The sequence below is a fragment of the Actinoplanes sp. NPDC049265 genome, assembly GCF_043197135.1.
Lineage (GTDB): Bacteria > Actinomycetota > Actinomycetes > Mycobacteriales > Micromonosporaceae > Actinoplanes.
Window position 1 is genome coordinate 90877 of record NZ_JBICSP010000011.1, and the last position, 16897, is coordinate 107773.

The window sequence follows — 16897 nt, forward strand, 5'->3', positions numbered from 1 at the left end:
ACCGCGAGCCGCCGCCGGCACCGACCATGAGGACATGACCGTAAGCGTGCGTCGTTTCCTCACGTCCATCGCCACCGTCTTCGCCCTGGCCGGGATCGCGCTGGTCGCGCCGGCCATCGTGGCGCCCACCGCGACCCCGGCGGCCGAGGCGACCGTCTACAACTCGTGCACGATCTCCCGGTGCGGCGCCGCCCGGACCGCGCGGAGCGGCTGGTCGGAGCTGGGCTGGCCGACCAACCGCACCTGGTACGCGTGGCCCTACGGCCAGTACAACTTCTCCGGCGGCACCTACCAGAACCGCGAGGGTGAGCTGCCCGCCAACGCGACCTACAACGAGTACGACGTCTACCCGCGAGCTCGTGGCGCGGCCCGGGACGCCTACCGGATCGTGGTGAACCGGTCGACCCGCGAGACCTGGTTCACCCCCGACCACTATGTGACGTTCTACAAGCTCTGAGACGAAGCCGGCGAGATCTGATAGATCGAGGCCCCGGCCGCCCGGAACTCCTCGCTCTTGGCGCGCATCCCCTGCTCGGCGTACTGCTGCAGGTCGTGACTGATCCGCATCGAGCAGAACTTCGGCCCGCACATCGAGCAGAAGTGCGCGGTCTTGGCCGGCGAGGCGGGCAGCGTGGCGTCGTGGTAGCTCCGCGCCGTCTCGGGGTCGAGCGACAGGTTGAACTGGTCCTCCCACCGGAACTCGAAGCGGGCCTTGGACAGCGCGTCGTCCCAGGCCTGCGCCCCTGGATGTCCTTTGGCCAGGTCGGCGGCATGCGCGGCGATCTTGTACGCGATGACGCCGGCCTTGACGTCGTCCCGATCGGGCAGCCCGAGGTGTTCCTTCGGGGTCACGTAGCAGAGCATCGCGGTGCCGAACATGCCGATCATGGCGGCACCGATGGCCGAGGTGATGTGGTCGTACGCCGGCGCCACGTCGGTGGTCAGCGGCCCGAGCGTGTAGAACGGCGCGCCGTCGCACAGTTCCTGCTGCAGGTCCACGTTCTCCTTGATCTTGTGCATGGGCACGTGACCAGGCCCCTCGATCATCACCTGCACGTCCTGCGCCCAGGCGATGTGGGTGAGTTCGCCGAGGGTACGCAACTCGGCGAACTGCGCCTCGTCGTTGGCGTCGGCGATCGAGCCCGGGCGCAGGCCGTCGCCCAGCGAGAAGGTGATGTCGTACCGGGCGAAGATCTCGCACAGCTCGGCGAAGTTCTCGTACAGGAAGCTCTCCCGGTGGTGCGCGAGACACCAGGCCGCCATGATCGACCCGCCGCGCGAGACGATGCCGGTGACCCGCCCGACCGACAGCGGTACGTGGGCCAGCCGCACGCCGGCGTGCACGGTCATGTAGTCGACGCCTTGTTCGGCCTGCTCGACGACCGTGTCCCGGAACATTTCCCAGGTCAGCTTGACCGGGTCGCCGCCGGCCTTCTCCAGGGCCTGGTAGAGCGGCACGGTTCCGATCGGCACGGGCGAGTTGCGCAGGATCGCCTCGCGGGTCTCGTGGATGTGCTTGCCGGTGGACAGGTCCATCACGGTGTCGGCGCCCCAGCGCGTCGCCCAGGTGAGCTTGTCCACCTCTTCGGCCACCGACGAGGTGACCGCCGACGTACCGATGTTGGCGTTGACCTTGACCAGGAACCGCGACCCGATGATCATCGGCTCGCTCTCCGGGTGGTTGACGTTGGCCGGCAGCACCGCGCGCCCGGCGGCGATCTCGTCCCGTACGACCTCGACGTCCATGCCCTCGCGGATGGCCACGAACTCCATCTCGGGCGTCACGATCCCGGCCCGTGCACAGGCCAGCTGGGTGATCTTCGTTTCCCGGGCCGTGATCCACTCCCGGCGCAACGCCGGCAGCCCTTCCGCCGGGTCGCTGCCCGGACCGGATGTGTCGTAGAGCCGTACCGGCGGGTTGTCCCCGCTCAGTTCGATCTCCGCGAACGGCACCCCTTGGTCGTACACCTTCCGTCGCATGTTCCTCCCCTTTCGGTATAAAACGGGCAGCACAAGGCCGCGTTTGTCCGGGATCAGAGCGTGAAAACTCAGACGAAGTGGTTGAGCGGACCCGGCCCCGCGCCGAGCTTCCAGTCCTTCCCGCCACGCAGCGCATTGGTCACATAGGACTTGGCCGCACGCACCGCAACCGGAACGCGGTCACCCAGCGCAAGCCGCACCGCGATGGCCGACGAGAACGTGCACCCCGATCCGTGGTTGTTGGCGGTGTCGACGGCGTCGCCGGGCAGGTGCGTGGTCGTCCCGTCGCAGTGCAGGATGTCGAGCGCGCTCTCGCTGCCGGTCACCACGACCGCGCCGCCCCCGCGCCGGGCCAGTTCCTCGGCCGCGCTTTCGACCTCGGCCACGCTGGTCACCGGTCGCCCACCGAGGAGGGCGCCGGCTTCGTGGCGGTTCGGGGTCAGGACGCGGGGGTACGCCAGCAGAGGTTCCACAGACGCAACCGCCGACAACCGGCTGCCGGAGGTGGCGACCAGCACCGGATCGACGACCAGGTTCGGCAGCCGTGCGGCCCGGGCGGCGATCACCTCGGCCACCGCCCGATCCGGCACCATGCCGACCTTGACCGCCGCCACCTCGAAGTCGTCCAGCACCGCGTCCAGCTGAGCCGCCACCATCGCCGCCGGCACCGCGTGCACCCCGGTGACGCCCAGCGTGTTCTGGGCCGTGATCGCCGTGACCACCGAAACGCCATAGACCCCGAGCGCCGCGAACGTCTTCAGATCAGCCTGAATCCCCGCCCCGCCCCCGGAGTCCGACCCCGCGATCGTCAACACCACCGCCGGCGTCACGCCTCCTCCCCCAGTGATAGCCCCGCGCGGTATTCACGCCCCGCATACCGCCCCGCCCTACGACTGTCCGCGGCGACCACCGCGCCCGCGCCGACCACGGACGCCGGTGGGGCGGTTGGTGCCGGGGAGCAGGCGGCGAGCAGGGACGCGGTCACGGCGGCCGGGTCGCGGGCCGTCATGATCGCGCCCATCACGGCCACGCCGTCCGCCCCCGCGGCCAGACACTCGGCCACCTGGTCCGGGGTGGTCACCCCGCCCAGCGCCAGCCACCGCAGGCCGCCGCCGAGCCGGGCCGCGCCGGACGGGGTCAGCGCCGGACCGTAGCCCGGCTTCGACGCCGTGGCGTACACCGGCGACAGCGTCACAAAGTCCTCACTGGACAGCCGCCGGATCTCGGACAGCGAATGACACGACCGGCCGACCAGCCGGATACCGGGCGCGGGGGCAACCTCGCGGGGCGCCAGCCGCGGACCGGGCGCCGGCAGCAGGTCGCGGGCGGCCAGATGCACGGCGTCACCGCCGAGGGGATCGGGGCCGGCCACGATCAACCGGCCGGGCGGCAGCAAGGCTCGAAGGTCGTCAGCGAGGGCGCGGCGTTCGGCGTACCCCAGATCGCGCTCCCGCAGAACCACCCACCCGGCACCGCCCTCGATCGCGGCCTTGACCACCGATACCAGCGGCCCGGCGGCGGACCGGCGGTCGGTGAGCACGACGAGCCCGGCCGGCGTCACCACGTCGGTTTCCCGGCGTCGGGGGTCGAGGCCACCGCGTGGAAGCGCTGCGGGATCCGCCCGGCGCCGTACGCCAGCCGCCCCGCCTCGACCGCGTGCCGCATCGCCGCCGCCATCCGCGCCGGATGCTCGGCCCGGGTGATCGCGCTGGCGATGAGGACGCCGTCGCAGCCGAGTTCCATCGCCCGCGCCGCGTCCGAGGCCGTGCCGATGCCCGCGTCCAGGATCACCGGCACCGTGACGTTCTGCCGGATCAGCTCGATGTGGTGCGGGTTGGAGATGCCGAGCCCGGAACCGATCGGCGAACCGGCCGGCATCACCGCGGCGCAGCCGGTCGCCTCCAGCCGGCGGGCCAGGATCGGGTCGTCGTTGGTGTACGGCAGCACCGTGAACCCGTCCGCGACCAGTGTCTCGGCCGCCCGCAGCAGTTCCACCGCGTCGGGCAGCAGGGTGCGTTCGTCGCCGATCACCTCGAGCTTGATCAGGTCGGTCTCGAACGCCGACCGGGCCAGCCGCGCCGTCTTGACCGCGTCGGCGGCGGTGTAGCAGCCGGCCGTGTTCGGCAGCACGCGCACCTGGCGGCGGTCGAGCATCGGCAACAGCCCCGGCCCGGCCGCGTCGATCCGGCGCAGCGCCACGGTCACCAGGTCGGTGCCGGACTCCTCGATGGCCGTCTCGAGCTCGACGAGGCTGCGCGCCCCGCCGGTGCCGAGGATCAGCCGGGACGACTTGAAGATCTCCACGTCACCCTCCCTGGGCCGCGGTCAGCACCTCGACCCGGTCGCCGTCGCTCAGCCCGGTGCCGGCCCACTCCGACCGGGGCACGACCTCGCCGTTGAGCGCGACGGCGACGCCCCGTTCGGCCCGGGTGAGCCCGGCCACGAGGCTGGCCACGGTGGCGTCGGGTGGAAAGGTCGCCTGGTCACCGTTCACGAGAATGGTCATGCGAATCTCCCGGGGGCGAAGGGCTCGAGGAGTGGGCCGGCCGTCCCGGTCACGACCAGGTCGGCGATCAGGTCGGCGGTGACCGGCGCGAGGAGTACGCCGTTGCGGTGGTGCCCGGCGGCCACCACGGTGCGGTCGTCCAGGCGGCCGAGCAGCGGCGCGTTGTCCGGTGTGGACGGCCGGTGCCCGGCCAGCGTCTCGGTGATAGCGCAGTCGGCCAGCGCGGGCACCAGGTCGATGGCGGCGCGCAGCAGGTCGAGCACGGCCCCGGCGGTCACCGTGTCGTCGGTGCGTTCGTCCTGGGTGGCGCCGACCACGATCTCCCCGTCGGCCCGCGGCACCAGGTAGACCCGTCGCCCGTCGGCGTACCCGCTGATCACGTGCCGCAGCAGGCCGGGTTCCCCGCGCAGCCGCAGCAGTTCCCCTTTGACCGGCCGCACCGGCAGTCCGGTCAGCGCCGCCGTCCCGGTCCCGGCCGCGACGACGACCTGGTCCGCATCCAGAGAACCAAGATCTTCAACCGTGCCGGGTACGAGCGGAAGCCGTTCCCGCAGCGCGGCGACCACCTTCCGCGGGTCGACCTGCCGGTCGTCGGGCAGGTGACATCCGGCTCGCACCCGCGGCGACAGAGCCGGCTCCAACTCCCGCAACGCACTCGGCCCGAGCCGCCCGCCCCCGCGCCCACCCTCGGGTTCCGCAGCCGGTTGACGATCCCGCTCACGCCCGCCCGCAGGTTCCCCCGCCGGCCGGCGATCCCACTCGCACCCGCCCGCAGGTTCCCCCGCCGGCCGGCGATCCCACTCGCGGCCCGCCTCGGCCGCGTCATCGGCGGTCAGGGCGACCACCAGCGTCCCGCCCTCCGGCACCGGCAGGCCCAGCGATGCGGCGAATCCGGGCCACCGCCGCGCCGACTCCCGCATCAACGCACCGAGCTCACGCGATTCCCACGTCGCCTCGTTCCCCGCAGCCAGCATCCCCGCCGCGACGAACCACGCCCCCGGCACGCCCGCGTCATGGACTTCCACGTCGACCCCGCGCCCGGCGAGTCGCCACGCGATCGACAGGCCGATGATCCCGCCACCGACCACCGCGCACTTCATGACAGCGCCTCGAGGAACTCCCTCGTCGCCCCGACCGGGTCACGTGCGATCGCCCCGACCGCCGCCACCCCGTAGGCGCCCACGGCCAACAGCGACGGCACCCGCGACGGCGTCACCCCCGCGATCGCGATGACCGGGATCGTCGCCGCCTCCGCCACCGCCCCCACCCCCGGCGGCCCGATCGGATCAGGCAGACCGTCCTTGGTGGAGGTGGCGAACGCCGGCCCGACCCCGAAATACGACGCCTCGGGCACCACGGCCGGCGCCCGCAACGTCACCCCGAGCACAGCCGACGGCCCGAGCACCTTACGCGCGGCGGCCGGCGGCAGATCGTCGGCGCCCACGTGCGCGCCGTCCGCGCCCGCCGCCACGGCCACGTCGAGCCGATCGTTGACCAGGCACATCGCCCCGCGTTCGCGGCATCGCGCCAGCGCGGCGACGGTCAACGCGTAGGCATCGCGGTCGGTGAGCGCATCGTCGACGCGGACCTGGATCGCCACCCGCGGCGACACCGACAACACAGCTTCGACAACGGGCAACGACGCGGTCACCACGTGCAGCCGGGGAAAGATAGGCTCCACCATCGCTCCTCCCTGCGCCGGCATGATCCGGATCAGGTTCGACGGTCGGGGGCCGCGTCAGCCCCCCTCTCAGCCCGGTGCACCGGACTCCCGTGGGGTTGGTTCTCCTCGGACCATAACCCCCTGGAACGACAATGGCTAGGGTCTGGCTGGTGGATCAGTCAGGGCCGCTCCACCAGCCAGACCCCAGGAACAGCGGTCAGCCGCGCGCGGCCTCGAACCCGTCCAGAGCCGCGCCGAGCTGCGCGAACTTCTGCGTGTACTCGACCGGAACGGTGCCCGGCGGGGTCGCCGGACGGCCCGGGTCCTGGTACTGGTCGCCCAGGTTGGAGAAGACCGCGATGATGTAGTGCCGCTCGGCCTTGCCGGGCAGCGACTTCACGATGCCCGCGTCCGAGCCGGTGTTGTTCACCCATCCCGGCTTGTGCGCGAAGGTCACCTCGGCCGCCTCGTTGCACGGCCGTACGTCCTGCCCGAAGGCCGAACCGGCCACCGTGACCTTGCCGTCCGGGCCGATCCACCGGTCGGCGACCCGCTGCGGGATGCCCGCCGCCGGGTAGTCCCGCCCGCAGTAGTTCGGCGTCGACAGCATCCAGTTCCAGCCCTGGTCACCGAGCTCGCGGAGGAACAGTTCGCGCGACGCGTCGGACAGCACGTCGCGGGTCACCGGCATACCGGCCGGGGTGGTCCACAGCGTGCCCGGCCCGCCGTTGACGATGGCCAGCAGCTTCGCCGTGTCCAGCGAGCTCATCGTGACCGGGTTGCCCCACCGCCCACCGTTGACCGGGTTGGTGTTCTTGAGCTGCAACGTCTCCAGGCCGAGGTCCTGGAACGACTGGTTGAGGCCGGCGACCGCGTTGTGGTCCCACAGCATCTTGATCAGGGCGCAGCTGGCGGCGTTGGACGACTCGGTCAGCGACTTGTCGAGGTAGTCGCGGATCGTGCCGCGGCTGGCCGGCCCGCACAGCGAGCTGATCGTGGCCGGCTCGTAGGCGTACGTGTCGTCCAGCGCGATCGTGCCCTGGTCAACCAGCCGCAGCACACCGAAGCCGACCATCAGCTTGAGCACCGAGGCCGGGTATGGCGACATGAAGTCCAGCGGCGCGTTCTCCCGCCCCGGCACCACGTCGATCGTCCCCTGCGCGTGGTTCGCGTACCAACCAGCGTCGTCCCACTGCCGCCACCGCACGGCAGTCGTGTGCTGGTTGTCGTCGACCGGCACGATCACGCCGTTCGGGTACTGCGGGCTCATCAGCACCGTGGCCGAGCCCGTGATCCGGCCGTCACCGTCCAGTTCGAGGACCGTGGCGTCGATCTGCGGCTGCTGTGAGATCGGCTGCGGATCGGCCAGGGCCTTGACCCGTGGCGCCGCTTCCTTGTCGAGCGAGGCGACGGAGCGGGCCGGCGGCGCGAGGTCGAGCACCTCCTGAAAGGCCAGCCCGTCCATGGTCGAGCGGAGGAAATCGTCGAGCGGCGGCGCCGATGCCCTCGCGCCGGCCCCGGTGGTCATCGGGCCGGCCAGGAGGCCGGCGACGACGACCGCGATGAGTCTTCTGGTACGCAATGTCGAGCTCCGTCCACTAAGGAGATCCTTGCGGACGAAAACCTAACGTACATCCCACACCGGGTGGGGGGTCTCGACCACCTCGCCGTCCGCCCGGAACAGCACGAAGCGATCGAATCCCCTGGTGAACCACCGATCGTGGGTAACCGCGACAACTGTTCCCTCGAATGCCGAAAGCCCCTCCTCGAGCGCCTCGGCCGACGCCATGTCCAGGTTGTCGGTCGGCTCGTCGAGCAGCAGCACCGTGGCACCGGAGAGTTCCAGCAGAAGCACCAGGAACCGCGCCTGCTGCCCGCCGGACAGCGTCCCGAACCGCTGGTCGCCCTGGCCGGCCAGCTCGTACCGGTTGAGTGCCTTCATCGCGCCGGCCCGGTCCTTCCCGGGACGGTGGTCGTCGCCGCGCCAGAGGATCTCGACCAGCGTGCGGTCCACCAGCTCGGGCCGGTCGTGGGTCTGCGAGAAGTGGCCGGGCCGCACCCGGGCGCCGAGCCGGGCCACCCCCTCGTGCGCGACGTGCGCGAGCGGCGCCCCGTCGACCGGTTTGTTCTCGACGTCCGGCGATGTGCCGCCGGCCGCGAGCAGGCGCAGGAAATGCGACTTGCCGGTGCCGTTGGCGCCCAGCACCGCGACCCGGTCGCCATACCAGATCTCCAGGTCGAACGGGAACGTCAGGTTTTCCAGCTCGAGGTTTTCGCAGATCACGGCCCGTTTCCCGGTACGCCCACCGCGCAGGTTCATGCGCAGCGACTGCTCCTTGGGCGGCAGCGGTGGCGGTCCCGCCTCCTCGAACTTCCGCAGGCGGGTCTGCGCCGACTGGTAACGCGACGCCATGTCCGAGTTGTAGGCGGCCTTCTGCTTGTACATGAACATCAGCTCGCGCAGCTTTTCGCGCTCCTCATCCCAGCGTTTGCGCACCTCGATCAGCCGGTCGTGCCGGTTGGCCCGGGCCTGATGCCACGACTCGAAACCGCCCGGATGCGTCCACGCGCTGCCGCCCTCGACCGCGACGACCCGGTCGGCGGTCTGCGCCAGCAGCTCCCGGTCGTGCGAGACGAACAGCACCGACTTGGGCGACTCCCCGAGCCGCGCCTCCAGCCACCGCTTGCCCGGCACGTCGAGGAAGTTGTCCGGTTCGTCGAGCAGCAGCACCTCGTCGCGGCCACGGAGCAGCAGGTCGAGGGCGAAGCGTTTCTGCTGGCCGCCAGAGAGAGTGCGGACGGGGCGGGTGCGGACCTGGTCCCACGGCTTGTCGAGGATCGCCACCGCGACGGTGTCGAAGAGCACCTCGGCGTCGTACCCGCCGGCCTCACCCCAATGCGACAGAGCATTGGCGTACGCGATCTGCGACTTCTCCGACTCGCCGAGCCCCGCCGCGGCCTTGGCCAGCCGCTCCCCGGCCTCGCGCAGAGCCGGCTCGACCAGCGACAACGCCAGGTCCTCGAGGGTCCGGTCGTCGCCGATCATGCCGATGAACTGGCGCATCACGCCCAGCCCACCCGACCGCGCGACGGTGCCGGTCTGCGGCGGCAGGTCGCCGGCCACCATCCGGAGCAACGTGGTCTTGCCGGCGCCGTTGGGCCCGACCAGCGCGACCTTGGCGCCCTCGCCGACCCGGAACGACACCTCGGCGAACAGCTCGCGCCCATCCGGCAGCACGAAGCCCACCCCGGCGACATCCACGTAACCCATGCTCGGCATCCTCCCTGGCCGCCAGGGGTCTGGTCAGTCGGTTTTCCGGGTCACTCGCAGCACCCGGAACCCTTTCTGGCTGGCCTTTCGCTCGACCGCCCAGCCGCCGTCGACCAGCCAGGTGTGCAGCGAATCACCGCCCAGGTGCCGGTTGATCACCAGCCAGGCGACGCCGTCCGGGGCCAGCCGCGGCAGCCAACGCTCCATGATCGCGTGCAATTCGGACTTGCCGGCGTGGGTCGGCGGGTTGCTCCAGATCTGCGCGAACGTCACGTCACCGGGCACGTCGTCCGGCCCCGCGACCGTGATCGGCAACTCCAGCCGCTCGGCGTTCGCACTGGTCAGCTCGCGGGCGCGGGCGTTGACGTCGACCGCGTAGACCGCCGCCGCCGGCGCCTCGGTGGCCAGCACGCACGCGATCGGCCCCCAGCCGCACCCCAGGTCGAGGAGCGCGCCGGTGGTCGCGGCGGTGGGCAGCGCACCCTTTTTGAGGAGTACGGAGGTGCCGCCGTCGAGCCGCCCGTTGGAGAACACCCCGCCGGCCGAGGCGAGGCGATAGTCACGCCCGTTGATCGCGAACGTGACCTCGGCCGGGCGGCCCGGCGTGCTCGGATCGGCGCTGAAATAGTGCTCGGTACTCACGCCATGAATCATCCTCCGGGCAACGAGTTCACGCTGGCCGGGGTGCCGCACAGCCAGTGCGTTCGTCGATTTCGGCCCGCTTCTATCTTCAGCCGCATGCTGCATGCATCAGCGTCTCGCGCCGCCCACCGCCGGATGGCCGCCCCCGGCGGTCTGACCGTGCTGGTCCGCTCGGTGGTCGCGCCGACGCCGGGCCTGCACCGCCAGCCCCCCGCGCACCCCCGGCGCCAGCTGCTGTCCCGTCTCCGCCGCCGGCCACCAGCACACCCTCACGCCCAGCCTCCCGCCCGGGCCCACGCCCAGCCACCCGCGCGCGCACAGGCCCAGCCACCAGCACAACCTCCAGCCCGAGCCCTGGCCCCGTCGCGCGACCGACCTCAGGCCCAACCGCCGGCACACGCACAGGCCCAGCCACCCGCGCGGGCGTGGAGGCTGCGTGAGCCACAACGGGCGATGCACCTGATGATGACCGGCCTCGGCGCCCTGATCATGGTCAGCCTGGTCGGGCTGAGCGCCTTCCTGGTCATCGCCGACGAGCGACGCGGCCTGGGCGCCCCGGACAACGGCACGATGGCGGCCGAGTCCCCGTACGCGATCAGCTCCCGCCACCTGGATCCCGAACCGCTCAGCCTGACCGAGGTCTTCTCCGGCGCCGAGGTGCGGCTGAGGTCGGGCGACGCCCCCTACCGGGTGACGCTGACCCACATCGACAACGTGTGCGAAACCGCGTCCACCGGTGCGATCGGCCCGCTGCTCCGCCAGGCCGGCTGTTCCCAGGTGATCCGCGCGTCGATGACCGCCCCCTACGGCAACTATCAGGTCACCGCCGGCGTCTTCAACCTGACCGACGCACCGGCGGCCGCCCGCGTCGGCGACCGGATCCGCCCACTGGTCGAGTTGGGCAGCGGCAGCTTCGCCGCGATGGCCGCCGGCGCCGCCCCCGGCAGCGACCCGATGGCCCGCCCCGGCTCCCAGGTCGGCTGGCACGACCGCGGCCACTACCTGGTCTACTGCGTGATCTCCCGCCCCGACACGATCCCGATCGCCGCCGATGACCCGTACGCCCGCCAGATCACCGCCGACCTCCTGGACACCTACCTGTCCGGCGAGGTGATCGGCGCTCGCGCCCTCAACCTCTAACCCCAGTGGTCGCCAAGAGCGCCACCGCCACCCCGAACACCGCCCAGCCCTACCACCCCCACCCCCAGTGGTAGCTAAGAGCGCTATCGCGGACCTGAACACCGCCCAGCCCTACCCACCCCCACCCCCAGTGGTTGCCAAGAGCGCCACCGCGGACCTGGACACCCGCCCGGGGCTACCACCGCCGGACCACGGACCCACCGGGCGACGCGCCGGCCTACCACTCCCAACCCGAGTGGTATGCGGGGCGCTATCGGGGGCTCGGATGGCGCCCGGGGCTACCGCTGAGGGGGTGGGGCGTGCGGAGGCGGCGGGTGGCGTCGGCGCGGGTGGCGTAGTCGGTCTCGCTGGGATAGCCGACAGCCACCAGGGTGAGGCCGTGAGCGGGAGCCACGGTCACCGCGCTCGACCGCTCGCGCAACGTCAGCAGGGAGCCCGGCCAGGACGGTTCGCGCCGCCCGTCACCCACGCTCAGCATCGCGCCGACCAGGCTGCGCACCATCGCCTGACAGAACGCGTCGGCCTGCACGGTGGCCACGGCCACCCCGTCCGCGGCCCGGTGCCAGTCCAGGTGGGTGATCGCGCGGATGGTGGTCGCGTTGTCCTTGCGTTTGCAGTACGCGGCGAAGTCGTGCTCCCCCAGCAGCCCGGCCGCCGCTGCCCGCAGCCGGTCCAGGTCGAGCCGCCGCACCCAGGCCAGCGTGTCCTTGCGGCGCAACGGTTCGGCGCCCCACACGTTGTCCGCGACCCGGTACTCGTACCGCCGATAGGTGGCCGAGAACCGGGCGTCGAAGGTGGACGGCACCCGCGTCACCGAACGAACCCGCGCATCCGGCGGCATCAGGGCGGCCAGCCGGCGCACCAGCGAGCTCTCCAGCGCCGCGTACACCGGCGTGGGCAGGTCGATGTGGCACACCTGGCCCGAGGCGTGCACCCCGGCATCGGTGCGCCCGGCGACGGTCAGCCCCAGCGGCACCGGGCCGACCAGCGTCTCCAGCGCGGCGACGAGGACACCGGCCACGGTCCGCTGCGACGGTTGGGCCGCCCACCCCGAGAAGTCGGTGCCGTCGTACGACACGTCGAGCCGAAGCCGGACCACATCGTCCAGCCCGGATGGTTGAGTTACGGCCTCGACCACGACGAACCTCTCCCACTGAGCCGGTGCACGACGACGAACGCGCGTACCCACCAAAGAAGTAAGCCCGGCACCCCACGAAGAGGTACCGGGCTCACCAGAAGCGGTCTTACTTGGTGTCTTCGCCCTCGGCCTGGTCGCCGGGGCCCTCGGCACCCTTGTCGCCGGACGCGTTCACCGGCGGCTCGGAGTCCTGGTCGTCGGACGAAGCGGCGGGCACCTCGTCCTCGCGGGCCAGGGCCTCGACCTTGTCCTGCTGGGCGGCCTTGCGCGCGGCCGTCTTCTTGGCCGGCGCGGTGGTCGCGGCGACCTCGAGCTCCTCGACCAGCTCGATGACGGCCATCGGAGCGGCGTCACCCTTGCGGATGCCGGTCTTGGTGATGCGCGTGTAGCCACCCGGCCGGTTGGTGTACCGCGGAGCGATCTGCTCGAACAGCGAGTAGACGACGTCCTTGTCCTTCACGACGGTCAGGACGCGACGGCGGGCGTGCAGGTCGCCGCGCTTGGCCTTCGTGATGAGCTGCTCGGCCAGCGGACGCAGCCGCCGGGCCTTCGTCTCGGTGGTCTTGATCTTCCCGTGCCGGAAGAGCTCCGTGGCCAGGTTGGCCAGCATGCGCTTCTCGTGCGCCGGGCTGCCGCCGAGGCGGGCACCCTTGGTAGGCGTGGGCATTTCAGATGCTCCTTGGTAAGTGCCGGGCAGCCGGGATTAGAGCTGCTCGGTCTCGCGGTAGTCGTCGGTGTCGTAGTCCACGTCGCCGAACGAGTCCACGACGTGCGCGGGGTCGAAGGACGGCGCGCTGTCCTTGAGGCCCAGGCCCATACCGGCGAGCTTCATCTTGACCTCGTCGATGCTCTTCTGACCGAAATTCCTTATATCCAGAAGGTCGGCCTCCGTACGCCCTATCAACTCGCCCACCGTGTTGATGCCCTCACGCTTGAGGCAGTTGTACGACCGGACGGTGAGGTCCAGCTCCTCGATCGGGAGAGCCAGATCGGCGGCCAGCTGGGCGTCCTGCGGCGACGGGCCGATGTCGATGCCCTCGGCGGTCTCGTCCAGCTCGCGGCACAGGCCGAACAGCTCGACCAGGGTGGAGCCGGCTGACGCGAGCGCGGTCCGCGGCGAGATCGACGCCTTCGACTCGACGTCGATGATCAGGCGGTCGAAGTCGGTACGCTGCTCGACACGGGTCGCCTCGACGCGGTAGGTCACCTTCATGACCGGCGAGTAGATCGAGTCGACCGGGATCCGGCCGATCTCGGCGCCCGCGTTCTTATTCTGCGCCGCCGTGACGTAGCCACGACCACGCTCGACGGTCAGCTCCATGTCGAGCCGGCCCTTGCTGTTCAGCGTGGCCAGCTTGAGGTCCGGGTTGTGCACCGAGACGCCGGCCGGGGGCTGGATGTCGCCCGCGGTGACGTCGCCGGGGCCCTGCTTGCGCAGGTACATGCTGACCGGCTCGTCGTGCTCGGAGCTGACGGTGAGGTCCTTGACGTTCATGACCAGCTCGACCACGTCCTCCTTGACACCGGGGATCGTGGTGAACTCGTGCAGCACGCCGTCGATCTTGATGCTGGTCACGGCCGCGCCCGGAATGGACGACAGCAGGGTGCGACGCAGCGAGTTGCCGAGGGTGTAGCCGAAGCCCGGCTCCAGCGGCTCGATGGTGAACCGGGAACGGGTCTCGCTGAGCGACTCTTCCGAGAGGCTCGGGCGCTGGCTGATGAGCACGTGTTTCTTCCTTCTGCCAGGGCATCCGCTATATGACGCCCGTCTTTTCCGGCGCCCTCACGTGAGGGCGCCGGACCAATCGTTACTTCGAGTAGAGCTCGACGATCAGCTGCTCCTGGACCTGCGTGTCGATGACACCGCGGGACGGGAGCGTGTGAACGAGGATCTTCATCTCGCTCGGGATCGGCTCGAGCCAGGCCGGAACCGGCTTGGACCCGGCCTGGGCCTGCGCGACGACGAACGGGGTCATCTCCCGGGACTTCTCCCGGACCTGCACGATGTCGTGCTCCTTGACCCGGTACGACGGGATGTCGACCTTCTTGCCGTTGACCAGCATGTGGCCGTGCTTGACCAGCTGCCGGGCCATGTCCCGGGAGGCGGCGTAGCCGGCCCGGTAGACGACGTTGTCCAGACGCGACTCGAGGATCTGCAGCAGCACCTCACCGGTCTTGCCGGGCTTGGTGACAGCCTCCTCGTAGTAACCGTGGAACTGCTTCTCCAGCACGCCGTAGGTGCGGCGGGCCTTCTGCTTCTCACGGTGCTGGAGCAGGTACTCGGTCTCCTTCGTACGACCACGGCCGTGCTGGCCGGGCGGGAAGGGACGCGACTCGAACGGGCACTTCGGCCCGTCGCACTTGCTGCCCTTGAGGAACAGCTTCATCTTCTCGCGGCGGCAGCGCTTGCAGTCCGCACCTGTGTAACGAGCCATCTTCTCTCTCTATCCCTCAGACCCGGCGACGCTTCGGCGGACGGCAACCGTTGTGCGGCTGCGGCGTGACGTCGGCGATCTGACCGACCTCGAGGCCGGCGGCCTGCAGCGAACGGATGGCGGTCTCCCGGCCGGAGCCGGGTCCCTTGACGAACACGTCGACCTTGCGCATGCCGTGCTCCATGGCACGACGGGCGGCGGCCTCCGCGGCGAGCTGCGCCGCGAACGGGGTCGACTTGCGGGAGCCCTTGAAGCCCACCTGGCCCGAGGAGGCCCAGGAGATGACGGCACCGGTCGGGTCGGTGATCGACACGATGGTGTTGTTGAAGGTGCTCTTGATGTGCGCCTGCCCGTGGGCGACGTTCTTGCGTTCCTTGCGCCGGACCTTCTTGACTGCGGCCCCAGCGCGTGCCTTCGGTGGCATAAGTCTTCTGCGCTCCTACTGAGTACTGGGAGATGGGCCGGGCCGCACGGACCGCGCCCCATCATTCCGTTTAAGGCCTTACTTCCGACCGGGCTTCTTCTTACCGGCGACCGTGCGCTTCGGACCCTTGCGGGTACGAGCGTTCGTCCGCGTGCGCTGACCCCGCACGGGGAGCCCACGACGGTGGCGGATGCCGGCGTAGCAGCCGATCTCGACCTTGCGACGGATGTCCGCGGCGACCTCGCGGCGCAGGTCACCTTCTACCTTGAAATTGGCCTCGATGTAGTCGCGGAGCTGGACCAGCTCCTCGTCCGTGAGGTCCTTTGCGCGCTTGTCCAGGTCGATGCCGGTCGCGGTCAGGGCCTCGACCGAGCGGGTCCGGCCGACCCCGAAGATGTAGGTGAGCGCGATCTCCATGCGCTTTTCGCGCGGCAGATCGACGCCGACGAGTCTTGCCATGTGCGGGCGAACTCCTCAGATGTCTCGGAGGTCTGTGCCCGATCCGTCCCGCCTGCCCGGGCGGGCCCCGGCCTCCGACCGGGGGTGTAGCCACACGTCAGCACCCGTTGGGTGAGTTGACCGCGGCTGGAACGAGCTTGTTCAGGGTGGGCGTCAGCCCTGGCGCTGCTTGTGACGCGGGTCGTCGCAGATGACCATGACCCGGCCGTGCCGTCGGATAACCCGGCACTTGTTGCAGATCCGCTTGACGCTCGGCTTGACCTTCACGGTTTGCCTTGTCCTTCAGACGGGTTGAGTCACTTGTAGCGGTAGACGATGCGCCCACGGGTCAGGTCGTACGGCGAGAGCTCGACGACGACCCTGTCCTCGGGAAGGATGCGAATGTAGTGCTGCCGCATCTTGCCGGAGATGTGTGCCAGTACCTTGTGACCATTCGCCAGCTCGACGCGAAACATCGCGTTGGGCAGGGGCTCGATCACTCGGCCCTCGATCTCGATGGCTCCGTCTTTCTTTGGCATGTCCTCCGCTACCTGACATCAGATTTCCTGGACTAGCTCGCACCGCCACCCGACCCGAGGTCGGCCCAGCCGCGGCTCCCGCTTTCCTCGAAGCGCTGAGGACATGCAAGAGTGGACGCTGCGCGCCAGCTAGCCAGTGTACGCGCGCCCTTGCATCGACACCAAACCGAGGTCCCCCACACCCGGGGTCGGGTGTGTCGCCCGTTCGGAAAGCCGACAAAAGGGATCGACCTCAGTCCTCCGACGGGCGGCCTTCGAGTTCCTTGCGACGCCGCTTGCGCTCCTTCTTGAGCTTCTTGCGCTCGCCGGCCTCATGCCACTTCCGCGGCTCGTCGGAGGCCAGGCCGGAGACCGTCCGCCAGACCAGCAGGGCACCCCACGGGCCGGCCACCCAGATCGGCCAGAAGAAGCCCAGGTCGCCGCCGATCCCGGTGGTCAGCCAGATCGCCACACAGATGGCGACGGCCGTCACGTATTCGTCCCAGACGTGCACCAGCCAGCGGCCGGTCAGATTGGTGCCGGGCGCGGGCGCCGCCGGAGTGACCGGCACGGCGGGCAGGTCGGTGGTGACGCGCTCGAGCTCGCCGTAGGTCTTGGCGGCATAGGTCTGCCGCAGGCGGTCGTCGTACTCGGAGAGGTCGAGGCGGCCGTCGTCGAGCGCCACACGGAGGCGCTCGGCCACCTGCTGACGGTCCGCGTCGCCGGCACGCATCTCGTCGGA

The 16897-nt window shown here is 70.5% G+C and carries 21 protein-coding genes and 1 riboswitch; of the genes, 2 read left to right on the plus strand and 19 right to left on the minus strand.

Annotated elements, in window-relative coordinates; genetic code table 11:
• Positions 1-34 precede the first annotated feature (34 nt).
• On the plus strand, positions 35-457 hold the full coding sequence (locus ACGFIO_RS25195; protein ID WP_392829154.1) for a ribonuclease domain-containing protein: 423 nt from the start codon (positions 35-37) through the stop codon (positions 455-457).
• Here ACGFIO_RS25195 and thiC read toward each other — a convergent pair.
• From thiC to ACGFIO_RS25245, 10 genes are all read right to left on the minus strand, one after another.
• Positions 445-1980: a phosphomethylpyrimidine synthase ThiC gene (thiC, locus tag ACGFIO_RS25200; protein ID WP_392829155.1), complete on the minus strand. Its 1536-nt coding sequence runs from the start codon at positions 1978-1980 to the stop codon at positions 445-447. The two genes, ACGFIO_RS25195 and thiC, sit on opposite strands and share 13 nt — an antisense overlap.
• Before the next feature lie 68 nt (positions 1981-2048).
• Positions 2049-2810, minus strand: coding sequence for a bifunctional hydroxymethylpyrimidine kinase/phosphomethylpyrimidine kinase (gene thiD / locus ACGFIO_RS25205; protein ID WP_392829157.1), 762 nt, complete (start codon positions 2808-2810; stop codon positions 2049-2051).
• Entirely contained in the window at positions 2807-3544 is a 738-nt protein-coding gene (locus ACGFIO_RS25210) for a thiamine phosphate synthase (protein WP_392829158.1), read from the minus strand. The genes thiD and ACGFIO_RS25210 overlap by 4 nt, the downstream gene beginning before the upstream one ends.
• Entirely contained in the window at positions 3538-4284 is a 747-nt protein-coding gene (locus ACGFIO_RS25215) for a thiazole synthase (protein ID WP_392829160.1), read from the minus strand. Before ACGFIO_RS25215 ends, ACGFIO_RS25210 begins: the two co-directional genes overlap by 7 nt.
• Before the next feature lies 1 nt (position 4285).
• The gene (gene thiS, locus ACGFIO_RS25220; RefSeq protein ID WP_392829162.1) at positions 4286-4486 is read right to left on the minus strand and encodes a sulfur carrier protein ThiS; all 201 of its coding nucleotides are present in this window, start codon (positions 4484-4486) and stop codon (positions 4286-4288) included.
• On the minus strand, positions 4483-5586 hold the full coding sequence (locus ACGFIO_RS25225) for an FAD-dependent oxidoreductase (protein WP_392829163.1): 1104 nt from the start codon (positions 5584-5586) through the stop codon (positions 4483-4485). The genes thiS and ACGFIO_RS25225 overlap by 4 nt, the downstream gene beginning before the upstream one ends.
• On the minus strand, positions 5583-6170 hold the full coding sequence (locus ACGFIO_RS25230; RefSeq protein WP_392829165.1) for a thiamine phosphate synthase: 588 nt from the start codon (positions 6168-6170) through the stop codon (positions 5583-5585). Before ACGFIO_RS25230 ends, ACGFIO_RS25225 begins: the two co-directional genes overlap by 4 nt.
• Positions 6160-6271, minus strand: a riboswitch (TPP riboswitch). Its footprint overlaps the gene before it by 11 nt.
• Before the next feature lie 95 nt (positions 6272-6366).
• On the minus strand, positions 6367-7731 hold the full coding sequence (locus tag ACGFIO_RS25235) for a serine hydrolase (protein WP_392829166.1): 1365 nt from the start codon (positions 7729-7731) through the stop codon (positions 6367-6369).
• Positions 7732-7773: 42 nt separating this feature from the next.
• Positions 7774-9420 carry an ABC-F family ATP-binding cassette domain-containing protein gene (locus ACGFIO_RS25240; protein WP_392829168.1) on the minus strand — a complete coding sequence of 549 codons (1647 nt, stop codon included), beginning with the start codon at positions 9418-9420 and terminating at the stop codon, positions 7774-7776.
• Positions 9421-9453: 33 nt separating this feature from the next.
• A complete protein-coding gene (locus ACGFIO_RS25245) occupies positions 9454-10062 on the minus strand; it encodes a class I SAM-dependent methyltransferase (protein ID WP_392829170.1) in 609 nt (202 codons plus the stop codon).
• A 462-nt stretch (positions 10063-10524) separates the two neighbouring features.
• Between ACGFIO_RS25245 and ACGFIO_RS25250 the strand changes: the two genes are divergently transcribed.
• Positions 10525-11202, plus strand: coding sequence for a hypothetical protein (locus ACGFIO_RS25250; RefSeq protein WP_392829172.1), 678 nt, complete (start codon positions 10525-10527; stop codon positions 11200-11202).
• A gap of 250 nt (positions 11203-11452) precedes the next feature.
• Here the strand turns inward: ACGFIO_RS25250 and truA are convergent, their stop codons facing one another.
• The 9 genes from truA to ACGFIO_RS25295 form a co-directional block, all read right to left on the minus strand.
• Positions 11453-12310: a tRNA pseudouridine(38-40) synthase TruA gene (truA, locus tag ACGFIO_RS25255; protein WP_392829547.1), complete on the minus strand. Its 858-nt coding sequence runs from the start codon at positions 12308-12310 to the stop codon at positions 11453-11455.
• 136 nt (positions 12311-12446) lie between these two features.
• Entirely contained in the window at positions 12447-13007 is a 561-nt protein-coding gene (gene rplQ / locus ACGFIO_RS25260) for a 50S ribosomal protein L17 (RefSeq protein WP_392829174.1), read from the minus strand.
• A gap of 36 nt (positions 13008-13043) precedes the next feature.
• The gene (locus ACGFIO_RS25265) at positions 13044-14066 is read right to left on the minus strand and encodes a DNA-directed RNA polymerase subunit alpha (protein WP_189079649.1); all 1023 of its coding nucleotides are present in this window, start codon (positions 14064-14066) and stop codon (positions 13044-13046) included.
• An 82-nt stretch (positions 14067-14148) separates the two neighbouring features.
• On the minus strand, positions 14149-14775 hold the full coding sequence (rpsD, locus tag ACGFIO_RS25270; protein WP_392829175.1) for a 30S ribosomal protein S4: 627 nt from the start codon (positions 14773-14775) through the stop codon (positions 14149-14151).
• A gap of 16 nt (positions 14776-14791) precedes the next feature.
• Positions 14792-15199 (minus strand): 30S ribosomal protein S11, encoded by a 408-nt coding sequence (rpsK, locus tag ACGFIO_RS25275; RefSeq protein ID WP_020513613.1) that lies wholly within the window; start codon positions 15197-15199, stop codon positions 14792-14794.
• Between the two features lie 78 nt (positions 15200-15277).
• On the minus strand, positions 15278-15658 hold the full coding sequence (gene rpsM / locus ACGFIO_RS25280) for a 30S ribosomal protein S13 (protein ID WP_364291923.1): 381 nt from the start codon (positions 15656-15658) through the stop codon (positions 15278-15280).
• 153 nt (positions 15659-15811) lie between these two features.
• A complete protein-coding gene (gene rpmJ / locus ACGFIO_RS25285; protein ID WP_023358216.1) occupies positions 15812-15925 on the minus strand; it encodes a 50S ribosomal protein L36 in 114 nt (37 codons plus the stop codon).
• Positions 15926-15954: 29 nt separating this feature from the next.
• A complete protein-coding gene (gene infA / locus ACGFIO_RS25290; protein WP_007073013.1) occupies positions 15955-16176 on the minus strand; it encodes a translation initiation factor IF-1 in 222 nt (73 codons plus the stop codon).
• Between the two features lie 232 nt (positions 16177-16408).
• A complete protein-coding gene (locus ACGFIO_RS25295; RefSeq protein ID WP_392829549.1) occupies positions 16409-16888 on the minus strand; it encodes a DUF1707 domain-containing protein in 480 nt (159 codons plus the stop codon).
• Positions 16889-16897: the final 9 nt, after the last annotated feature.

What these genes read in the sequence shown, in the direction of transcription:
- ACGFIO_RS25195 (WP_392829154.1), top strand. Translation starts at nt 35, where the DNA reads ATGACCGTAAGCGTGCGTCGTTTCCTCACGTCCATCGCCACCGTCTTC.
- thiC (WP_392829155.1), bottom strand. Translation starts at nt 1,980, where the DNA reads ATGCGACGGAAGGTGTACGACCAAGGGGTGCCGTTCGCGGAGATCGAA.
- thiS (WP_392829162.1), bottom strand. Translation starts at nt 4,486, where the DNA reads ATGACCATTCTCGTGAACGGTGACCAGGCGACCTTTCCACCCGACGCC.
- ACGFIO_RS25225 (WP_392829163.1), bottom strand. Translation starts at nt 5,586, where the DNA reads ATGAAGTGCGCGGTGGTCGGTGGCGGGATCATCGGCCTGTCGATCGCG.
- ACGFIO_RS25230 (WP_392829165.1), bottom strand. Translation starts at nt 6,170, where the DNA reads ATGGTGGAGCCTATCTTTCCCCGGCTGCACGTGGTGACCGCGTCGTTG.
- ACGFIO_RS25240 (WP_392829168.1), bottom strand. Translation starts at nt 9,420, where the DNA reads ATGGGTTACGTGGATGTCGCCGGGGTGGGCTTCGTGCTGCCGGATGGG.
- ACGFIO_RS25250 (WP_392829172.1), top strand. Translation starts at nt 10,525, where the DNA reads ATGATGACCGGCCTCGGCGCCCTGATCATGGTCAGCCTGGTCGGGCTG.
- rplQ (WP_392829174.1), bottom strand. Translation starts at nt 13,007, where the DNA reads ATGCCCACGCCTACCAAGGGTGCCCGCCTCGGCGGCAGCCCGGCGCAC.
- rpsD (WP_392829175.1), bottom strand. Translation starts at nt 14,775, where the DNA reads ATGGCTCGTTACACAGGTGCGGACTGCAAGCGCTGCCGCCGCGAGAAG.
- rpsK (WP_020513613.1), bottom strand. Translation starts at nt 15,199, where the DNA reads ATGCCACCGAAGGCACGCGCTGGGGCCGCAGTCAAGAAGGTCCGGCGC.
- rpsM (WP_364291923.1), bottom strand. Translation starts at nt 15,658, where the DNA reads ATGGCAAGACTCGTCGGCGTCGATCTGCCGCGCGAAAAGCGCATGGAG.
- infA (WP_007073013.1), bottom strand. Translation starts at nt 16,176, where the DNA reads ATGCCAAAGAAAGACGGAGCCATCGAGATCGAGGGCCGAGTGATCGAG.
- ACGFIO_RS25295 (WP_392829549.1), bottom strand. Translation starts at nt 16,888, where the DNA reads ATGCGTGCCGGCGACGCGGACCGTCAGCAGGTGGCCGAGCGCCTCCGT.